The organism is Bariatricus sp. HCP28S3_A4 (assembly GCF_052066395.1).
In the GTDB taxonomy this organism is placed as follows: Bacteria; Bacillota; Clostridia; order Lachnospirales; family Lachnospiraceae; genus Allocoprococcus.
Genome location: NZ_JBQHSE010000039.1, coordinates 1 through 19,514, shown reverse-complemented (window position 1 = coordinate 19,514; position 19,514 = coordinate 1). Strand labels below are relative to the sequence as shown.

At 45.1% G+C, this 19,514-nt stretch carries 17 protein-coding genes and 1 riboswitch; all 17 genes read left to right on the top strand.

The features are described 5' to 3' along the window. The first annotated feature begins 125 nt into the window (after window positions 1-125). Complete coding sequence (locus ACTNBF_RS14800) at window positions 126-947, top strand: FAD-binding oxidoreductase (RefSeq protein ID WP_441089567.1); 822 nt, start codon at window positions 126-128, stop codon at window positions 945-947. Between the two features lie 20 nt (window positions 948-967). After that, on the top strand, window positions 968-1,120 hold the full coding sequence (locus ACTNBF_RS14795) for a hypothetical protein (protein WP_441026912.1): 153 nt from the start codon (window positions 968-970) through the stop codon (window positions 1,118-1,120). Further along, a complete protein-coding gene (locus tag ACTNBF_RS14790; protein ID WP_441089566.1) occupies window positions 1,113-1,892 on the top strand; it encodes an FGGY-family carbohydrate kinase in 780 nt (259 codons plus the stop codon). Before ACTNBF_RS14795 ends, ACTNBF_RS14790 begins: the two co-directional genes overlap by 8 nt. 126 nt (window positions 1,893-2,018) lie before the next feature. Further along, a riboswitch (Lysine riboswitch) is annotated at window positions 2,019-2,184 on the top strand. Between the two features lie 213 nt (window positions 2,185-2,397). Next, entirely contained in the window at window positions 2,398-3,906 is a 1,509-nt protein-coding gene (locus ACTNBF_RS14785) for a Na+/H+ antiporter NhaC family protein (RefSeq protein ID WP_441089568.1), read from the top strand. Between the two features lie 379 nt (window positions 3,907-4,285). Continuing rightward, a complete protein-coding gene (locus ACTNBF_RS14780) occupies window positions 4,286-7,210 on the top strand; it encodes an insulinase family protein (RefSeq protein ID WP_441089565.1) in 2,925 nt (974 codons plus the stop codon). Between the two features lie 40 nt (window positions 7,211-7,250). Next, entirely contained in the window at window positions 7,251-8,150 is a 900-nt protein-coding gene (era, locus tag ACTNBF_RS14775; RefSeq protein ID WP_441026918.1) for a GTPase Era, read from the top strand. Between the two features lie 69 nt (window positions 8,151-8,219). Next, window positions 8,220-8,969, top strand: a complete 750-nt coding sequence (gene recO, locus ACTNBF_RS14770; protein WP_427805405.1) for a DNA repair protein RecO — start codon at window positions 8,220-8,222, stop codon at window positions 8,967-8,969. A gap of 136 nt (window positions 8,970-9,105) precedes the next feature. Next, window positions 9,106-9,267, top strand: a complete 162-nt coding sequence (locus tag ACTNBF_RS14765) for a hypothetical protein (protein WP_427805406.1) — start codon at window positions 9,106-9,108, stop codon at window positions 9,265-9,267. Between the two features lie 189 nt (window positions 9,268-9,456). Beyond that, entirely contained in the window at window positions 9,457-10,848 is a 1,392-nt protein-coding gene (locus ACTNBF_RS14760) for a glycine--tRNA ligase (RefSeq protein WP_427805408.1), read from the top strand. Window positions 10,849-11,076: 228 nt separating this feature from the next. Beyond that, on the top strand, window positions 11,077-12,228 hold the full coding sequence (locus ACTNBF_RS14755) for a double-cubane-cluster-containing anaerobic reductase (protein WP_441089564.1): 1,152 nt from the start codon (window positions 11,077-11,079) through the stop codon (window positions 12,226-12,228). Window positions 12,229-12,392: 164 nt separating this feature from the next. Continuing rightward, window positions 12,393-13,640, top strand: a complete 1,248-nt coding sequence (gene glyA / locus ACTNBF_RS14750) for a serine hydroxymethyltransferase (RefSeq protein ID WP_441026920.1) — start codon at window positions 12,393-12,395, stop codon at window positions 13,638-13,640. 124 nt (window positions 13,641-13,764) lie between these two features. Beyond that, a complete protein-coding gene (locus ACTNBF_RS14745) occupies window positions 13,765-15,066 on the top strand; it encodes a bifunctional folylpolyglutamate synthase/dihydrofolate synthase (protein WP_441089563.1) in 1,302 nt (433 codons plus the stop codon). Further along, the gene (folE, locus tag ACTNBF_RS14740; protein WP_427805414.1) at window positions 15,060-15,617 is read left to right on the top strand and encodes a GTP cyclohydrolase I FolE; all 558 of its coding nucleotides are present in this window, start codon (window positions 15,060-15,062) and stop codon (window positions 15,615-15,617) included. The genes ACTNBF_RS14745 and folE overlap by 7 nt, the downstream gene beginning before the upstream one ends. 30 nt (window positions 15,618-15,647) lie before the next feature. Beyond that, complete coding sequence (locus ACTNBF_RS14735) at window positions 15,648-16,172, top strand: HD domain-containing protein (RefSeq protein WP_427805416.1); 525 nt, start codon at window positions 15,648-15,650, stop codon at window positions 16,170-16,172. A gap of 38 nt (window positions 16,173-16,210) precedes the next feature. Beyond that, entirely contained in the window at window positions 16,211-17,020 is an 810-nt protein-coding gene (gene folP, locus ACTNBF_RS14730; protein ID WP_427805417.1) for a dihydropteroate synthase, read from the top strand. Between the two features lie 62 nt (window positions 17,021-17,082). Beyond that, window positions 17,083-17,907 (top strand): 2-amino-4-hydroxy-6-hydroxymethyldihydropteridine diphosphokinase, encoded by an 825-nt coding sequence (folK, locus tag ACTNBF_RS14725; RefSeq protein WP_441089562.1) that lies wholly within the window; start codon window positions 17,083-17,085, stop codon window positions 17,905-17,907. Window positions 17,908-17,986: 79 nt separating this feature from the next. Then, entirely contained in the window at window positions 17,987-19,384 is a 1,398-nt protein-coding gene (locus ACTNBF_RS14720) for an aminopeptidase (RefSeq protein WP_441089561.1), read from the top strand. Window positions 19,385-19,514 lie beyond the last annotated feature (130 nt).

Below are 19,514 nucleotides of genomic sequence, written 5' to 3'. Positions count from 1 at the left end.
AAGAACCGCGGGGCACGCGGGGATAGCTTATTGATACTTAGCCCTATCGGGTTATTGAGTAAGAAGCCCCTACTTCAAAGCTTTAGGGCTTAAGTAGTGGGAGCATGTCACAGATATTCCGCTGGATGCCGGAAAACAGAAAACGTTTTTCTTTCATCTTTAAGAACTGGAAAGTGGCTCAGGCAGCGGCGAGAGAGATGATGCAGTGTGAAGCCGGTTTTGCCTCTGTTTTCCGGTTATCTGATCCGGAGGAGACGAACCTGATGCTACGTCTCTATAATGTAGACGATACCCCGCTCTGGAACCTTTTGGATGTGAGAGGATATCGGGATATGCAGCGCTGTCTGTTCCTTGGATTTACAGATGGGGAGAAAGGCTATTCCAAAAATGTTGCCAAAAATATCAAACGCATCGCATATAAATATGGTGCGATGAGTCTCACTTCTTTTGTTACAAAAAGCTGGGAGAAGGGACGTTTCAATGATCCGTATTTAAGAGACACGCTGTTGGATTTCGGTATAATCACGGATACACTGGAATGTACCGTCAACTGGTCCAATATGGAGAAAGTACACCGCGAGGTGCGCAAAGTCTGCCATGCACTTCCGAATACGATCGTGACGACGCATATGTCACATTGCTATCCGCAGGGGGCAAATCTGTATTTCATTTTTATCACAAGAATGGATGATGCAGAAGAATTTAAGCGTTATCACAGCACGATTCTGGATGCCATCCAGAAATCCGGAGCTTCCATGAGTCATCATCACGGAATTGGCAAAATGTTTGCGCCATGGCTCGAGGGACAGCTTGGAAGAACGGAATACGGAGTTTTCAGAGCGTTGAAAGAGTATTTTGATAAAGATTATGTTATGAATCCGGGCGGAACGCTGGGACTTGATCTGAAAGAAGAAGAAAAGAGGTTCTTAAGAGACGATATCAAATAAAATGACGGGGGACTAAAGCCATGGAAGAAGAACCGGACATATGGGAAAAGACGGACAAATACCTGCTTCTGAGCGGATATTTGATTTACAAAATGACAGGGCATATGGCGGATGCCGCGGCGAGTCTGGTCGGACAAGGCTTGCGAGATATTGGGGCTTGGCTGTGTGACTAAAGAGAAGGCGGCGGTAGGTCTGGGGACTACTGCAACGATTACCTTTATGATGGATCGTTATCTGGAACCGGAGCGGTTTATTCCACCTTACCCGGCAATCATCCGGGAATGCTATAATCCGGAAATTGAGATTTTTCGTGGATACTGGCTGGTGTCATGGTTTAAGAAAGAGTTTGTGGCAAAAGAGGTGATTCAGGCAAAGAGACTGGGTATTTCTCCGGAGAAACTTCTTAATCAGAGTCTCAAAAACGTTCCGGAAGGTTGTGAGGGACTTCTGTTCCAACCATATTTTACGCCGAATATCACGATGCCGACTGCAAGAGGAGCAATCATAGGATTTTCGGATGCTCATACCAGGATCCATCTGTATCGCGCGATTATTGAAGGAATTAATTTCGCATTGATCGACGGAATGAAAGTGATGGAGCAGAGAGCCGGTCATAAATTTCAGGCAATCTATCTCGGAGGAGGAGGATCGCAGAGTGATGAGATCTGTCAGATCACGGCCCACATGTTTGGACTGCCTGTTGTGAGGACACAGACATATGAGGCTACCGGAATCGGCTGTGCACTTGCCGCATTCGTGGGAATCGGGGTGTTTGAGAGCTATGAAGATGGGGTAAAAGCAATGGTCCATGAAAAGGATAGGTTTGAGCCGGATGAGAAAATTCATCAGGTTTATGATGAGTTGTATACAGATGTATACAAGGAGATCTATGGGAAGCTGTCACCTCTTTATAAGCGGTTTCATGAGATTTATCATAGGGAATAGAAACGATGAAAAGCATCAAAGAATTTATATGGTTTTTCGAAACTAAATCAGGAAAAGTCTGTTAATAGCGGGAAATACATTGACAAGACTCCATAAAAATGTTACAAGTATAACTATATGAATAAAGAGCTGGATAGAGGCGCGGAATTCATGAGTAGCAGAGATCATATAGCCGGGAAGGCGATCGCTGTGAAAGGGGAGTCCGCCGAAGAGACTGATTTCCCAAAGTCGGTTTCTGGGACGGTACAGAATATGTATCGGACTGTCACGTATGTGGAGCGCTATCAAGGATATGGACCGAATGATGAATTTACAGAAGAATTATGCCATGAATGCGCCTTACGGGAAAGCGTTATTCATGGTATTTTTTATGGAAAAGAGAGGATGAAAAATGAGAGAAAAATTGAAAAAAATGCTTTACGCGTTTGCAGCACTTATCGTTTCGGTAAGCTGTTGCCCGCTGGTGGCACTTGCGGCTGAAGAGGCAGAGGAATATGTGCCGTCAATGTACGCGAGCTTCTGGGCACTGGTTCCGCCGATCGTTGCGATTGCACTTGCACTGATCACAAAGGAAGTGTACAGTTCCCTGTTTATTGGAATTCTGGTAGGAAGTCTTTTCTATTCAGGATTCGGATTTGAAGGAACGATCACACACATTTTCCAGGACGGAATTATCGGAGTATTATCAGACAGCTACAATGTGGGTATTCTGGTGTTCCTTGTAATCCTGGGAACAATGGTCTGCCTGATGAACAAAGCGGGTGGTTCTGCGGCTTTCGGAAGATGGGCAAGTTCCCATATCAAGAGCAGAGCAGGCGCTCAGCTTGCGACCATTCTTCTGGGTGTGTTGATTTTCATTGATGACTATTTTAACTGTCTGACAGTCGGAAGTGTAATGCGTCCGGTTACAGACAAACAGAATGTATCCCGTGCAAAGCTTGCATATCTGATTGACGCTACGGCTGCACCGGTCTGCATTATTGCACCGATTTCTTCCTGGGCTGCTGCAGTGACTGGTTTTGTTGAAGGTGAAGACGGATTTTCCATTTTCATTCGTGCAATCCCTTATAATTTCTATGCATTGCTTACAATCGTAATGATGGTGGGAATGGTTCTGATGAAAGTAGAATATGGACCAATGAAAGTTCATGAAACAAATGCAAAAAAAGGTGATCTTTATACAACTCCGGATCGTCCGTATGCAAATGCGGAGGAGGATATGACCGATAACGGTAAGGGCAAGGTGATCGATCTGCTGATTCCAATCCTTTCCCTGATCATCTGTTGCGTGATCGGAATGATCTATACAGGCGGTTTCTTTGACGGGGTCGGCTTTGTAGAAGCATTCTCCAACAGTGATGCTTCTGTTGGCCTGGTATTGGGAAGCTTCTTCGGATTTATCATCACAATCATTCTGTATGTGGTAAGAAAAGTGTTGAGCTTCAGCGACTGTATGTCCTGCATCCCGGACGGATTTAAGGCAATGGTTCCTGCAATCCTGATCCTGACCTTTGCATGGACCCTGAAGGCGATGACAGACAGTCTTGGCGCGAAAGAGTTTGTAGCTGGTATGATGGAAACCAGTGCACAGGGACTTATGAATCTGCTTCCGGCAATCATTTTCCTGGTAGCATGTTTCCTCGCATTTGCGACCGGAACATCATGGGGTACTTTCGGTATCCTGATCCCGATCGTTGTTGCAGTATTTGAAGGAAGAAATGAAACGATGATGATCATTTCTATTTCTGCATGTATGGCAGGGGCAGTGTGTGGTGACCACTGCTCACCGATTTCCGATACAACGATCATGGCTTCCGCAGGAGCCCAGAGTAACCATATCAATCATGTAAATACGCAGCTTCCGTATGCAATCACCTGTGCGGCCGTATCCTTTGTAACTTACATCGTAGCAGGTTTTGTACAGAGCGCATGGATCGCTCTTCCAATCGGAATCGTTCTGATGCTTGGAACCTTGTTTGTAATTAGTAAACTGAATCCGGCTGAAGAGGCATAAAATAGGAAAACCGTTGCATTATGAGGAAAGTGCAGCGGTTTTTTTATGCTGTTATGCATATGAGAAAATGGTACACAGGGAGCAGTGATATGTTACGGTTTATTGGAATGGAATTGTAGAATAACCCGTAAAGACAATATCTTGGCACTGCCCCAAACCAGAAATTCTGGAATGAAAACACTCCGTTCAGTCGCAAGAATGAAATGTTACAAAGGAAGGGAGGAACAAATTCCGAACCCTTGTACATTTTGAACGGGTGTGATAAACTGTTTCATATGCACAGTATGAAGTATCGTTTTTTATAATGCAAATAACAACATATATCATTATGATAAGAAAGAATATAACATTACAAGATAGAATTGGGAGGAACAGAAACATGGATTTGACAAAACTGGCTGCATATGAGGTGATTGAGCAGCGCAAACTGGATGATCTGAAATCAGAAGGTGCACTTTTGAAGCATAAAAAGAGCGGGGCAAGAGTGCTGTTGATTTCCAATGATGATGATAACAAAGTCTTTAACATTGCATTCCGCACACCGACGAAGAACAGTACCGGTGTGCCGCATATCATGGAGCATACGGTACTCTGCGGATCGGAGAAATTCCCGGCTAAGGATCCGTTTGTGGAACTGGTCAAAGGATCTCTGAACACCTTTTTGAATGCCATGACGTATCCGGATAAGACGGTGTATCCGATCGCAAGCTGTAATGATAAGGATTTTCAGAATCTGATGGATGTCTATATGGATGCCGTGCTTCATCCTAATATTTATAAGCATGAAGAAATCTTCCGCCAGGAGGGATGGAGCTACCAGCTGGAGGACAAGGACGGGGAATTGTCTTATAACGGCGTGGTATACAATGAAATGAAGGGCGCATTTTCTTCTCCGGACGGTGTGCTGGATCGGGTGATTCTGAATTCGCTTTTCCCGGATACGACTTATGCAAATGAGTCCGGCGGGGATCCGGATGAGATCCCGAATCTGACTTATGAAGAATATCTGGATTTCCACAGGACTTACTATCATCCGTCAAACAGTTACATTTATCTGTATGGCGATATGGATATGGCTGAAAAGCTGGAATGGCTGGATCGGGAATACCTCTGTAAATATGATAAGATCGAGGTGGATTCTGAGATTCATCTCCAGAAGCCATTTGATGCGGTACGTGACCTTTCCATGAAATATTCGGTTTCCAGTAATGAACCTTTGGAAGATAATACCTATCTTTCTTATAATAAAGTAGTCGGAACGAGTTTGGACAGAGAGCTTTACCTTGCGTTTCAGATTCTGGATTATGCACTCCTCTCTGCGCCGGGGGCACCGCTTAAGAAGGCGCTTATGGATGCCGGAATCGGAAAGGATATTACCGGTTCTTATGATAACAGTATTTACCAACCGATTTTCTCTGTGGTCGCAAAAAATGCAAATGAAGATCAGAAAGACGAATTTGTCCGTATCATTGAAAGTACATTAAAGAAGATCGTGGAAGAGGGCATGGATCCCAAAGCACTTGAGGCGGGAATCAATTATCATGAATTCCGTTACAGAGAAGCAGATTTCGGAGGATATCCGAAGGGACTCATGTATGGGCTTCAGATTTTTGACAGCTGGCTTTACGATGAGACAAAACCGTTCATCCATGTGGAGGCATTGGATACATTTGCGTTTATGAAAAAACAGGTGAAGAACGGATATTTTGAAGAATTGATCCAGAAATATCTGCTGGATAATCCGCATGGCTCTATTGTGACCGTACTGCCGGAACAGGGACGCACTGCGCGCCTGGATGCAGAACTTCACGATAAACTGCAGGCATATAAGGCCTCCTTAAGCGATGCGGAAATCGAGAAACTGGTAGAGGATACCAGACGGCTTCTGGAGTATCAGGAGGAGCCGTCCAGTCAGGAAGAACTGGAGAAGATCCCGATGTTGGAAAGAGAAGATATCTCAAGGGAAATCGCTCCGGTTTACAATGAGGAGATGACTCTGGCGGGAGTTCCGGTGGTATTCCATGAGATTGAGACGAACGGAATCGGATATCTGGATCTGATGTTCGATCTGTCAGAAGTTCCGGCGGAACAGCTTCCGTATGTCGGTGTGTTGCAGGCAGTGCTCGGAATCATCGATACGGAGCATTATGATTACGGTGAATTGTTTAATGAAATCAATGTCAATACCGGAGGAATCGGGACCTCTCTCGAATTATATCCGGATGTGACAAAGGTAAAAGAAAAAGAATTTAAAGCGACATTTGAGATTAAGACCAAGGCGCTGTATGAGAAGATTCCATTTGCACTTGAGATGATGCAGGAGATCCTCATTTGTTCGAAACTGGATGATGAGAAACGTTTGAAGGAGATCCTGTCCATGAATAAATCACGGATGCAGGCACGTTTCCTGTCTTCAGGACACTCTGCGTCTGCGCTGCGGGCGATGTCTTATCGTTCTCCAATCTCCAGATTCAAGGATATGACAAGCGGTATTGAGTACTACCAGAATGTCAGCCGAATGGAAGAACATTTTGAAAAAGAGAAAGAAGAACTGATAACGATACTGCAGTCTTTGGTAAAAACCCTGTTCTGCAGAGGAAATATGATGGTAAGTTACACAGCATCTAGAGAAGGTCTTGCCGGACTGGAGAATGAACTCGAGAAGCTGAACATGGCATTGTTTGATGAGCAGGAAGCAAAGCCGGCATGCGTGATCCGGTGCGAGCAGAAAAATGAAGGCTTCAAGACCTCATCTAAAGTACAGTTTGCCGCAAAGGCCGGAAACTTTATCGATGCGGGCGAATCCTATACCGGAGCGCTTCAGATTCTGAAGGTGATTATGAGCTATGAATATCTCTGGGTTAACATCCGCGTGAAGGGCGGAGCTTACGGATGCATGAGTAATTTCAACCGGATTGGTGAGGGATATTTTGTGTCTTATCGTGATCCGAACCTGAAAAAGACGCTGGAAGTCTATGACGGTGTTCCGGAGTATCTGGAGAATTTCACCGTAAGTGAGCGTGACATGACCAAATATATCATCGGGACCATCAGCAATATTGATCAGCCGATGACACCGGCAGCAAAAGGGGATCGCTCCATGAATCTGTATATGAATCATGTGAGTGAAGAGATGATTCGTACAGAACGGCAGCAGATCCTTGAGGCTACGCAGGAGGATATTCGCGCTCTGGCTCCTGTGGCGAAGGCAGTACTTGCCGGAAATCAGATCTGTGTGATCGGAAATGAAGCGAAGATTGAAGAAGAAAAAGATGTCTTTATGGAAGTAAAGGATTTATTCTAGAAAGAAAGGCCGCAATGGGCAGCGAGGAGAAGGAGGATACATGAGAGCAGATTATAAATCGGGATTTGTGACACTCATCGGAAGACCGAACGTGGGAAAATCAACGTTGATGAATTATCTGATCGGGCAGAAGATTGCGATCACATCCAACAAACCGCAGACGACAAGAAACCGGATCCAGACGGTTCTGACAACGGAGAAAGGGCAGATCGTTTTTGTGGATACGCCCGGAATTCATAAAGCCAAGAATAAGCTTGGTGAATATATGGTAAATGTTGCGGAACGTACCCTGAATGAAGTGGATGTGGTGCTCTGGCTGGTCGAGCCCACGACCTTTATCGGAGCCGGCGAGCAGCATATCGTACAGCAGCTGAAAAAGGTGAATACACCGGTCGTTCTGGTGATCAATAAAGTGGATTCTGTGAAAAAAGAAGATGTGCTTCCGTGTATTGCGAAATACAGTGAGATCTTTGATTTTGCGGATATCGTTCCGGTTTCCGCAAGGACAGGAGATAATACCGAAGAACTGCTGAAGGTAATTATGAAATATCTTCCGTATGGCCCGCAGTTTTACGATGAGGATACCGTCACGGATCAGCCGGAGCGGCAGATTGTTGCAGAGATCATCCGGGAGAAGGCATTGCACTGTCTGAACGAAGAGATCCCGCACGGGATTGCAGTTTCGATCGAGAAAATGAAGGCGCGCAAGAAAGTGATGGATATTGAGGCTACGATCATCTGTGAGCGGGACTCCCACAAGGGAATCATTATCGGAAAACAGGGAGCCATGCTTAAGAAAATTGGCAGCACTGCGCGATTTGAGATTGAGAAAATGCTGGATATGAAGGTGAATCTTCAATTGTGGGTCAAAGTGAAGAAGGATTGGCGGGATAGTGATTTCCTGATTAAGAACTTTGGCTACCGGGAAGATGAAGAATAATCGACTTTAAATGAAACGAAAGAGAACAAGGCAGACCTGAAAATATGCAGGAAGCAGGAGGCAGGAAAGATGAGTCAGATCGTCACTTTGACGGGGATGGTACTTTCGGCATCGCCGGTCGGGGAATACGACAGACGGGTCGTGATCCTGACAAAGGAGAGAGGAAAAATATCTGCATTTGCCAAGGGGGCCAGACGTCCGCAGAGCCATTTGGCGGGGGTCACGGCTCCCTGTTCTTTTGGTGTCTTTTCGATGTTCGAAGGGCGGACTTCGTATACGATCCAGTCTGCGGATATTTCCAACTATTTCGCGGAGCTGAGGACGGATGTGGAAGCGGCATATTATGCGTTTTATTTTCTGGAATTTGCAGACTATTATACCAGAGAATCGAATGACGAACGAGAAATGCTGAAGCTGCTTTACCAAAGCATGCGGGCACTTACAAAGAGACTGATTCCGCTGCGTCTGGTCCGGTATATCTTTGAACTGAAAGCGGTGAGCATCAACGGAGAAGGACCGCAGGTATTCCAGTGTGTATCCTGTGGAAGTACAGAGAAAAGCCTGTTATTCAGTGCAAAAAAAGGTGGCATTGTCTGCAGTGCATGCAGCCGGAGCGTGTATGACATAATAAAACTGAACAGTTCGACACTTTATGCCATGCAGTACGTAGAGACATCTTCGATTGAAAAACTGTTTGCGTTTACTTTGAGTGATGAGGTTTTGGACGAGTTCGGAAAAGTAATGGAGCGGTATCTGGATGTATATGTGGAGAAGCGTTTTAAATCACTGGAGATTCTGGAACAGATTGCGGGAATCTAAACGAATTTGTCAAGGGTTTTGGCTGTAAAAAAAGTTGCCAGATATTATAAAGTATATCCCATAAGTCATTGGACAACCTAATAATGAGCAGCGTTTATGGACGCTGTGAAACAGAAGAACAGGTGAGGTGACCGGGATGAAAGAGTGCTTTTGGGAAAAATTTACGCAGACGGGGCGGGTGGAAGATTATCTCAGTTATAAAGGTATGGAAATCTGTCAGGATGTTATTGAAAAACATAAAGAAAATCGGGATGAGACCAGAGAAAAAACTCCGGACATGGAACGGATACAGGGGTAAAATGACTGAATTTTCTTAAAATAATAGCTAATTATGTATTTTTTTGGACGCAATATGTTAAAAAAATGGCAGGAATGCTTGCAAAATATGGATTCTCTCTGTATAATAGGATAATCACACAAAGATAAGTGTATTTTTGGTAGAAACAATTGTCTTTGTAAAAAAGAAGAGAATGCGAGGATTGGTATTATGGTAGAAAAGACAATGGACAAAATTGTAGCTTTAGCAAAGTCAAGAGGTTTTGTGTATCCTGGGTCTGAAATCTACGGTGGGCTTGCCAACACATGGGATTATGGTAACCTCGGGGTGGAATTAAAGAATAATGTTAAGAAAGCATGGTGGAAAAAGTTTGTACAGGAGAATCCATACAACGTTGGTGTAGACTGTGCAATTCTGATGAACCCGCAGACATGGGTGGCATCCGGACATCTGGGCGGATTCAGTGACCCGCTGATGGATTGTAAAGAATGTCATGAACGTTTCCGTGCAGATAAATTGATTGAAGATTACGCCAAGGAAAATGGAATTGATCTTCCGGATAGTATTGACGGATGGTCACATGAACAGATGGAAACATTTGTGAGAGAACATGAGATCCCGTGTCCGACTTGCGGAAAGCATAATTTCACAGAGATCCGCGAATTCAACCTGATGTTTAAGACATTCCAGGGTGTAACAGAAGATGCAAAGAACGTTGTTTATCTGCGCCCGGAAACGGCTCAGGGTATCTTTGTAAACTTCAAGAATGTACAGCGTACTTCAAGAAAGAAACTTCCGTTTGGTATCTGCCAGATCGGTAAATCGTTCCGTAACGAGATCACACCGGGTAACTTCACATTCCGTACCCGTGAGTTCGAGCAGATGGAGCTTGAGTTCTTCTGCAAACCGGATACCGATCTTGAGTGGTTCGCATACTGGAAGAAATATTGTCTGGACTGGCTCTATACACTTGGCTTAAAAGAAGACGAAGTCCGTTACAGAGATCATGACAAAGAAGAGCTTTCTTTCTACAGCAAAGCTACTACAGACGTAGAATTCCTCTTCCCGTTCGGATGGGGTGAGCTGTGGGGAATCGCAGACAGAACCGATTATGACCTGACTCAGCATCAGAATGTATCCGGACAGGATATGACCTATTTTGATGATGAGACAAATGAAAAATACATTCCATACGTTATTGAGCCGTCACTCGGTGCAGACCGTATGGTACTTGCTTTCCTTTGCGGCGCGTATGATGAAGAAGATCTGGAAGACGGTACAAAACGTACAGTTCTTCATTTCCATCCGGCTCTTGCTCCGGTTAAGATCGGTGTACTTCCGCTTTCAAAGAAATTGAATGAAGGCGCGGAAAAGGTTTACACAGAGCTGAGCAAATACTACAACTGTGAATTTGATGACAGAGGAAATATCGGAAAGAGATACCGTCGTCAGGATGAAATCGGAACACCGTTCTGTGTTACTTATGATTTTGAGTCAGAAGAAGATGGAGCAGTTACGGTTCGTGACCGCGATACTATGCAGCAGGAAAGAGTAAAGATCGAAGATCTGAAAGCTTATTTTGAAAAGAAATTTGAATGGTAATATAGGAATGGAAAGAGTCTGGGATACCGGGCTCTTTCATTTTGCGTAAATAAGTATTTGGTGAGGTTGTTTTATGGTATAGATATACTCTATAAATGACAAGATTTATCAGAATTTTAAATTTGTATGTGCGGATCGGGAAATTTATAATGAAAGATAGGATGAAATGCGGAGAAATCCGCAGGCATCTGGGAAAAATCTCATGATTTATTTATGGAGGAAAAGAAAATGGAAATTATCAAAGGATTACCAGAGGTTTTTGAAGAGTTTGCGGAGCAGCGCAAAAAGTCATTTTTGGCAATGAAGGAGATAAAAGATCAGAATATTCCGGTTGTAGGTTCCTATTGTACCTATTTCCCGCAGGAGATCGCCATGGCGATGGGCGCGGTTACGGTCGGACTTTGCTCGATGACAGATGAGACGATCCCGATCGCAGAACGGGATCTGCCGAGAAACTTATGCCCGCTTATCAAAGCAAGTTACGGTTTTGCTGTAAGCGATAAATGTCCGTTCTTCTATTTCTCTGATGTGGTTGTAGGGGAAACGACCTGTGACGGTAAGAAAAAAATGTATGAATATATGTCTGAATTTAAAGAAATGTTCATCATGGAGCTTCCAAATACGCAGAAAGAAGAGAGCCTGAAGCTTTGGAAGAAAGAAATCATCCGGTTTAAGGAGTATCTGGAAGAAAAGTTTGAAGTGGAGATCACGGAGGAGCAGATCCGAGAGGCCATCCGTATTCAGAATGAGGGAAGAAGAGCGCTCAAGAGACTGTATGAGGTGATGAAAAATGATCCGACTCCGATCAGCGGAGAAAATCTGTTCAATGTTCTCTATGGAAGTACATTCAAATTTGACAGAAAGAAGCTTCCGGAGGAGGTCAATGCGCTGACGGACAAGATCTTGAAAGAGTATGCAGAGGGCAAGATGGAGCCGAAGAAGAAGAGAATTCTGGTTACGGGATGTCCGATCGGCGGTGCAACGGTCAAAGTCGTAAAATCAATTGAGAGTAACGGCGGTGTGGTTGTTGCATTTGAAAACTGCTCCGGAGCGAAGTCTATTGACAAGCTGGTAGATGAAGACAATCCGGATGTATACGATGCGCTGGCAAGAAGGTATCTGAATATCGGCTGTTCTGTTATGACTCCGAACCCGAATCGTCTGGAGCTTCTGGGAAGACTGATCGATGAGTACAAGGTGGACGGTGTTGTGGAGATGGTTCTCCAGGCATGCCATACTTATAGCGTGGAAACAAGAAAGATCATGAAATTTGTAAATGAAGAAAAGGGTATTCCGTATATTTCCGTGGAGACGGACTATTCCCAGTCTGATCTCGGACAGCTGAATACAAGAATTGCGGCATTTATCGAGATGCTGTAATAAATAAAATAATTATTTAACGCTTGACTTTGCAGGGAGCCGTTTATATACTAGGATTTAACTTGCGAAAAGGTCTTGTGTGAAAAAAAGGAAAAGCAGACAGAAGACTTTGAAGTGAAAGTTTTTTGCCTGCTTTTTGCAGAAAAGAACAGGAGGAGAAGACCATGAATATGATTACAGATGTCATGAACTACATTCGTGAATATGACAAGGAGGTAGGCGAAGCACTCGGGTTGGAGCTGGGACGGCAGAGAAGGAATCTGGAGCTGATCGCATCTGAGAATATCGTAAGCCCGGCTGTTATGTTGGCGATGGGAACGGTACCTACCAATAAATACGCGGAAGGATATCCGGGAAAACGCTATTATGGCGGCTGTGAAGATGTGGATATTCTTGAAAATCTTGCAATCGAGCGTGCAAAAAAGCTTTTCGGCTGTGATCATGTCTGCGTACAGCCACATTCGGGGGCAAGCGCCAATATGGCTGTTTATCAGGCATTTCTCAAGCCAGGAGATACGGTTATGGGGCTGAATCTGGCGCATGGAGGCCATTTGACTCATGGCTCACCGGTCAATATGTCCGGCCTTTTGTATCATTTCGTACCGTATAATGTCAACGACGAGGGATTCCTCGATTATGATGAAATCCGTAGAATTGCCAAAGAGTGTAAGCCGAAAATGATCGTTGCAGGAGCTTCTGCTTATCCGAGAGAGATCCGGTTTGACATCTTTGCTGACATTGCAAAAGAGGTAGGCGCCTATTTATTTGTCGATATGGCACATATTGCAGGGCTTGTTGCAGCAGGACTTCATCAGAGTCCGGTTCCGTATGCGGATGTTGTGACGACGACCACACATAAGACGCTCCGCGGACCGAGAGGCGGAATAATCATGTGCAAAGAAGAATATGCAAAAGCGATTGATAAAGCTATTTTCCCGGGGACACAGGGCGGACCTTTGATGCATATCATTGCAGCGAAGGCTGTCTGCTTCGGAGAGGCATTGAAACCGGAGTTCAAGGAATATCAGCAGCAGGTTGTGAAGAATGCAAAGGTGCTGGCTGAAGGAATGCTGGAAGAAGGCTTCAACCTCGTGAGCGGCGGAACCGATAATCATCTGATGCTGGTCGACCTGCAGAACATGGGTGTGACTGGTAAGGAAATGCAGAAACGTCTGGATGAAGTATATATCACTGTGAATAAGAATGCAGTGCCGAATGATCCGGCAAGTCCGTTTGTCACAAGCGGAATCCGTATCGGAACACCGGCGGTTACAACTCGCGGCCTGAAGGAAGAGGACATGCGTGTGATTGCAAAACTGATTAAGAAGACGGTTACGGATTTTGACAGTAAATTTGATGAAATCCGCAGGGAAGTGACGAAAATCTGTGACAAATATCCACTGTACGAATAGATGGATGTCATGCAGCAGTGCATCGTAGTGGTGCACTGTTGTGATAAAAATCTCTTTTTTATTTCGGCAATGTGTGTTAGAATAGAGGGAACTGTTGAAAAACATCATTGGAAGGAAATAAATAATGTTATACGAAGAAGCAAGGGTATATTTGGATCATGTATCGAAATACGGAAGTGTACTTGGCTTAGATAGTATAAAGAGCTTACTTGGCGAGCTTGGAAATCCGCAAAACGATTTGAAATTTATACATATAGCAGGTACCAATGGGAAGGGGTCTGTTCTCGCCTGCCTTTCCTGTATTTTGCAGGAGGCAGGGCTTTGTGTGGGAAGATATGTGTCACCGACGGTCATGGACTATATGGAACGATTTCAGATCAATGGTCAATGGATGGCGGAAGACGAGCTCGCTCTTTTTGTGCCTGAAGTAAAGCAGGCGGCAGAAAAGGTGGAAGAAAAAACAGGCCTCACAGCTACTGTATTTGAGATTGAGACGGCCATCGCATTTCTGTATTTTCGAAAACATGCTTGTGACTATGTTGTGCTGGAGACCGGAATGGGAGGACTCCTGGATGCAACGAATATTGTGGAGACGACGAAGGTCTGTGTATTTACCTCGATCAGTATGGATCATGTGGGAATTCTGGGAAATACGCTGGAGGAGATTGCGGAAACGAAAGCCGGAATCATAAAACCGGGGGCTGTGGTAGTAACGGCCGGACAAAGGGAAGAAGTTCTTGCGGTTCTCAAAAAGAAATCGGAAGAATGCGGATGCAGGATGTACAAAGCCTTGCCGGAAAAGGCGGTCATACTGGAAGAGGACATTCTGGGACAGAGATTTTCCTACGGAAAGTATGAGAATCTGAGATTGAATCTGGCAGGAAGATATCAGATTGACAATGCTGTAACTGTGCTGGAAACGATAGAAGCATTGAAGGATACCGGGCTGGGGATCAGTGACCAGACTGTCCGGAAGGGACTGGATCAAGTGTGCTGGCCGGGGCGATTCCAGGCTCTTGATGAGGAACCGCTTGTGATCGTCGACGGAGCACATAATCGGGATGCCGCAGAAAGACTTGCCGAGAATATCGGGTGTTATCTGGCGGGCAGAAGGATTACGGCGGTTATGGGTGTATTTAAGGATAAAGAGGCAAAAGTGATGACTGGGATCATGGCACCTTATCTGGAAAAGGCGTATACGGTGGATCTGCCGAACCGGGAACGAACGCTTGACAAGGAGAAGCTGGCTCAGTACCTGAAAGAAGAGGGGGTTCCGGTTGAGGTGGCTGGAAGTATCCGAGAAGCATTGGCGTTTGCCAGGCAAAATGCAGGGAAAGACGGAGTGGTGCTGGTATTTGGTTCTCTCTCTTATCTGGGAGAGGTAATCCGCATATGTGCGGAAGGAAAGGAAGAAAAGTCATGGTAGATCGCAAGAAAGTGGAACAGGCAGTCAGGCTCCTGTTGGAAGGAATCGGAGAAGATCCGACAAGAGAAGGGTTGGTGGAGACGCCGGATCGTATCGCCAGAATGTACGAAGAAATTTGCGGCGGAATGGATGAGGATGCAGGAGAGCACCTGAAGAAGACATTTACCGTTAGAAATAATGAGATGGTGGTAGAAAAGGATATTACATTTTACTCCATGTGTGAACATCACATGCTTCCGTTTTATGGGAAGGTTCATATTGCATATATTCCGGACGGAAAAGTGGTGGGCTTAAGCAAGCTCGCCAGAACTGTGGAGGTATATGCCAGAAGGCTTCAGCTTCAGGAACAGATGACGGCTCAGATTGCGGATGCACTGATGGAGCATCTGAACCCGAAAGGAGTTATGGTGATGGCAGAAGCGGAACACATGTGCATGACTATGCGCGGTGTGAAAAAGCCTGGAAGTAAGACGGTCAGCGTTGTGACGAGGGGAGCATTTGCAGAGGAAGAAAGACTGCAGAATATGTTCTTTCAGATGATCAGAGAGTAAAGCAGAATGTGCGCGGAGTAATTGATAACAATGGAACAGAGCAGGAAACAGGAAGAAATAATAAAAATGGAGCGGGTGCATCGGATCTGTACGCATCCGCTCTATGTCGAGTGTATGGAAAAGAACAGGCAGGAAGAAATGAATCGGATTTTCTGCGGACATGATATGCAGCATTTTCTGGATGTGGCCAGGTTAGCATATATATTTTCCATGGAAAGAGGATACGGGATTTCAAAGGAATCGATTTATGCTGCTGCTGTACTGCATGATATTGGAAAATGGATGCAGTATGCGCAGAAAATTCCGCATGAGCAGGCAAGCGCGCAGATTGCGGAGCAGATCCTCGAGGATACAGGATTCGAAGAAGACGAGAAAAAGGGCATTTTGCTTGCAATTCTGAGTCACAGAGAGCATTCGAAAGAAAATGGGAGAGGGAACAAGTTGGCAGAAGTACTGTATGATGCAGATAAAACTTCCCGGAATTGTTTTGCGTGCACGGCAAAAGAAGCGTGTGACTGGGGAGAAGAGAAGAAGAATCTTCGGATCATCTGGTGATTTGTGCAAATAAGATTTATGGAAGGAAGATGGAGAAAATGAAAATCGGGAATAGAGAATTTGATGTGAAAAATCACACATATATTATGGGAATTCTAAACGTGACACCGGATTCTTTTTCTGATGGTGGAAAATGGAACAATTATGATGCGGCTATGCGCCACACAGAGGAACTCTTGAAAGGTGGATGCGATATTCTGGATATAGGGGGAGAGTCCACCCGCCCCGGACATCAGCAGATTACTGAGGAAGAGGAAATAGAAAGAGTTACACCTCTTATCGAGGCGGTAAAGAAGAATTTTGATGTGCCGGTGTCAATCGATACCTACAAAAGCAGGGTGGCGGGGGCGGCACTTCAGGCCGGCGCGGATATGGTAAATGATATCTGGGGCTTTTTATATGATGAGGAGATGGCACCTCTGGTGAAAAAATATGATGTCGCCTGCTGTCTGATGCATAACCGCAGTGAGGCGATCTATGAAAATCTGATTGAAGATATGTGTTGTGATCTGCAGAAATGTATCCGTGCGGCAAAAGAGGCAGGCATAGCGGATGACAAGATTATGCTGGATCCGGGGGTAGGATTCGGAAAGACGTATGAAATGAATCTGGATGTTATGAAACATCTGGATCGTTTCAATGAACTGGGCTATCCGATGCTGCTTGGTACGTCCAGAAAATCGATGATCGGGCTTACTTTGGATCTCCCGGTGACAGAACGGGAAGAGGGAACCCTTGTGACGACTGTGATGGCAGTGCAGTGCGGATATGGATTTGTTCGTGTGCATGATGCCGAGAAAAACCGCAGGGCGATCCGGATGACGGAAGCAATTTTGAAGCGACCATAGAACAAACGAGACGAAGGGAGCAGGAAAGAAGAAATACAGGAAAGAGTAGGTGAGAAATGAAAATGGACAAGATTAAGATAAAAGACCTGGAAGTATTTGCCAATCATGGTGTATTTCCTGAAGAAACAGTATTGGGACAGAAATTCCTGGTAAGCTGTGCGATTCATTTAAATACACGAAAAGCAGGAATAACGGACTTGCTTGATGAATCTGTTAATTACGGAACCATTTGTCATTTGATTAAGGATGAGATGGAAAAGAATACATTTAAACTGATCGAATCGGTGGCAGAGCATCTGGCGGAGACTGTCCTTGAATCGGATCCCCGTATACGGCAGGTGGATCTGGAGATTAAGAAGCCCTGGGCTCCGATCGCCCTTCCTCTTGATACGGCATCTGTGGAGATAAGCAGAAAGTGGCATGAGGTATATGTGGCTGTTGGATCCAACATGGGGGATAAGAAACGCTATATCGAATCAGCACTGGATGGACTTGCACATACAAAGGGGTGTCGGCTTCTGAAAGTATCCAAATTGATTGCGACAGAGCCTTATGGAAGAGTAGAGCAGGATGAATTCCTGAATGGTGCGGTGAAGCTGGAGACTCTTTTGACACCGCATGAATTGATGGACAGGCTTCATGAGCTGGAAAAAGAGGCGGGAAGAGAGCGAACGATCCATTGGGGACCCAGAACGCTTGATTTGGATATTCTTCTCTACGACCATGAAATTATTGAGGATGATGACCTTTGTGTGCCGCATGCGGATATGCAGAACCGTACATTCGTGCTGGGACCTATGGTGGAAATCGCACCCCACAAACGTCATCCGGTTTCCGGGAAAACGATGCAGGAAATGCTTTCGGAATTGCTTGCCGATTTGACTTGATTTCTCGCCCGAAGATGCTTATACTGTAAAAGAATAGTCGGACAACCGGCTGATTTCAGAAAGAGAGGTATGGAATAAAATGGAAGAAAAGAATCTGTGGAATTCTTATGGCGAGGAGCAGCTGAAAGAGCTTCATGAGATTAACGAAAAATACAAGGACTGCCTTGATAAAGGAAAGACAGAGCGTGAATGCATCGCTCTGGCGGTAGAGATGGCAAAAGAAGCCGGATACCGCGATGTCAAAGAAGTGATGGCTGAAGGCACACCGCTCAAATCCGGGGATAAGGTTTACGCAGTATGTATGGAAAAGATGATCGCTATGTTCCGTATCGGAGAAGAGCCGATCTCGAACGGTATGAATATTCTGGGGGCCCATATCGATTCACCGCGTATCGACGTAAAGCAGAATCCACTTTATGAGAGTGAAGGACTGGCTTATCTGGATACACATTATTATGGCGGAATTAAGAAATATCAGTGGGTGACAGGACCGATGGCACTTCACGGTGTAGTGGCAAAGACTGACGGTTCTGTTGTAAATATCAGTATCGGTGAGAAAGAGAGCGATCCGGTATTCGTAATCACCGATCTGCTTGTGCATCTTTCCGCACAGCAGATGGAGAAAAAGGCTAATGCAGTGATCGAAGGTGAGAAGCTCGATCTTCTAATCGGAAATCGTCCGATCGAGCAGGCTGAGGATCTGGAAAAAGAAGAAAAAGATACCATCAAAGCGAACGTACTTAAGATTCTGGAAGAGACCTATGGAATTTCAGAAAAAGATTTCGCGTCTGCAGAACTGGAAATCGTTCCGGCAGGAAAAGCAAGAGATCTCGGATTTGACCGCAGCATGATCCTTGCATACGGACAGGATGACAGAGTCTGCGCATTTACCTCCCTGTTTGCAATGCTGGATGTGGAGTTAGCTTCCCGTACAGGATGCTGCCTGCTGGTAGATAAAGAAGAAATCGGAAGTGTTGGCGCAACTGGTATGCATTCCCGTTTCTTCGAAAATGTTGTTGCAGAACTGATCGCTCTGACAGAAGGAGAATCCGAACTGAAGGTACGCCGTGCACTGGCAAATTCCAGAATGCTTTCTTCTGATGTAAGCGCAGCTTATGATCCGATGTTTGCAGACGCATTCGAAAAACGCAGTTCCGCATTCTTCACCAAAGGACTTGCATTCAACAAATTTACCGGAAGCCGCGGAAAGAACGGTTCCAACGACGCAAACGCAGAATACCTTGCAAAGATTCGCAAAGTTATGGACGATGCAGAAGTTACATATCAGTTTGCTGAACTCGGTAAAGTTGATGTGGGCGGCGGCGGAACCATCGCTTACATCATGGCACAGTACGGAATGGAAGTCATCGACAGCGGTGTTGCCGTACTTTCCATGCACGCACCATATGAAGTCAGTAGCAAGGCTGATGTGTACGAGGCAGTAAAAGGCTATAGAGCTTTCCTGAAAAATATGTAGGGACGTTTCTTTTGCCACGGATGCTGGGGTCAAAAGCCCTGGCATCGAACGTCCTTTTTTTGCTTTTTGTTGCTATTTATAAGTTTCTACCGTAGTTTTCGGTATATTTGGTGTCGATTGTAACTATACC

Bases quoted from the DNA above. Each gene is read 5' to 3' on its own strand.
- folK (WP_441089562.1), top strand. From the start codon at position 17,083: ATGGACAAGATTAAGATAAAAGACCTGGAAGTATTTGCCAATCATGGT.
- recO (WP_427805405.1), top strand. From the start codon at position 8,220: ATGAGTCAGATCGTCACTTTGACGGGGATGGTACTTTCGGCATCGCCG.
- ACTNBF_RS14735 (WP_427805416.1), top strand. From the start codon at position 15,648: ATGGAACAGAGCAGGAAACAGGAAGAAATAATAAAAATGGAGCGGGTG.
- ACTNBF_RS14755 (WP_441089564.1), top strand. From the start codon at position 11,077: ATGGAAATTATCAAAGGATTACCAGAGGTTTTTGAAGAGTTTGCGGAG.
- folP (WP_427805417.1), top strand. From the start codon at position 16,211: ATGAAAATCGGGAATAGAGAATTTGATGTGAAAAATCACACATATATT.
- era (WP_441026918.1), top strand. From the start codon at position 7,251: ATGAGAGCAGATTATAAATCGGGATTTGTGACACTCATCGGAAGACCG.
- glyA (WP_441026920.1), top strand. From the start codon at position 12,393: ATGAATATGATTACAGATGTCATGAACTACATTCGTGAATATGACAAG.
- ACTNBF_RS14780 (WP_441089565.1), top strand. From the start codon at position 4,286: ATGGATTTGACAAAACTGGCTGCATATGAGGTGATTGAGCAGCGCAAA.
- ACTNBF_RS14765 (WP_427805406.1), top strand. From the start codon at position 9,106: ATGAAAGAGTGCTTTTGGGAAAAATTTACGCAGACGGGGCGGGTGGAA.
- ACTNBF_RS14785 (WP_441089568.1), top strand. From the start codon at position 2,398: ATGTACGCGAGCTTCTGGGCACTGGTTCCGCCGATCGTTGCGATTGCA.
- ACTNBF_RS14760 (WP_427805408.1), top strand. From the start codon at position 9,457: ATGGTAGAAAAGACAATGGACAAAATTGTAGCTTTAGCAAAGTCAAGA.
- folE (WP_427805414.1), top strand. From the start codon at position 15,060: ATGGTAGATCGCAAGAAAGTGGAACAGGCAGTCAGGCTCCTGTTGGAA.
- ACTNBF_RS14745 (WP_441089563.1), top strand. From the start codon at position 13,765: ATGTTATACGAAGAAGCAAGGGTATATTTGGATCATGTATCGAAATAC.
- ACTNBF_RS14795 (WP_441026912.1), top strand. From the start codon at position 968: ATGGAAGAAGAACCGGACATATGGGAAAAGACGGACAAATACCTGCTT.
- ACTNBF_RS14720 (WP_441089561.1), top strand. From the start codon at position 17,987: ATGGAAGAAAAGAATCTGTGGAATTCTTATGGCGAGGAGCAGCTGAAA.
- ACTNBF_RS14800 (WP_441089567.1), top strand. From the start codon at position 126: ATGCCGGAAAACAGAAAACGTTTTTCTTTCATCTTTAAGAACTGGAAA.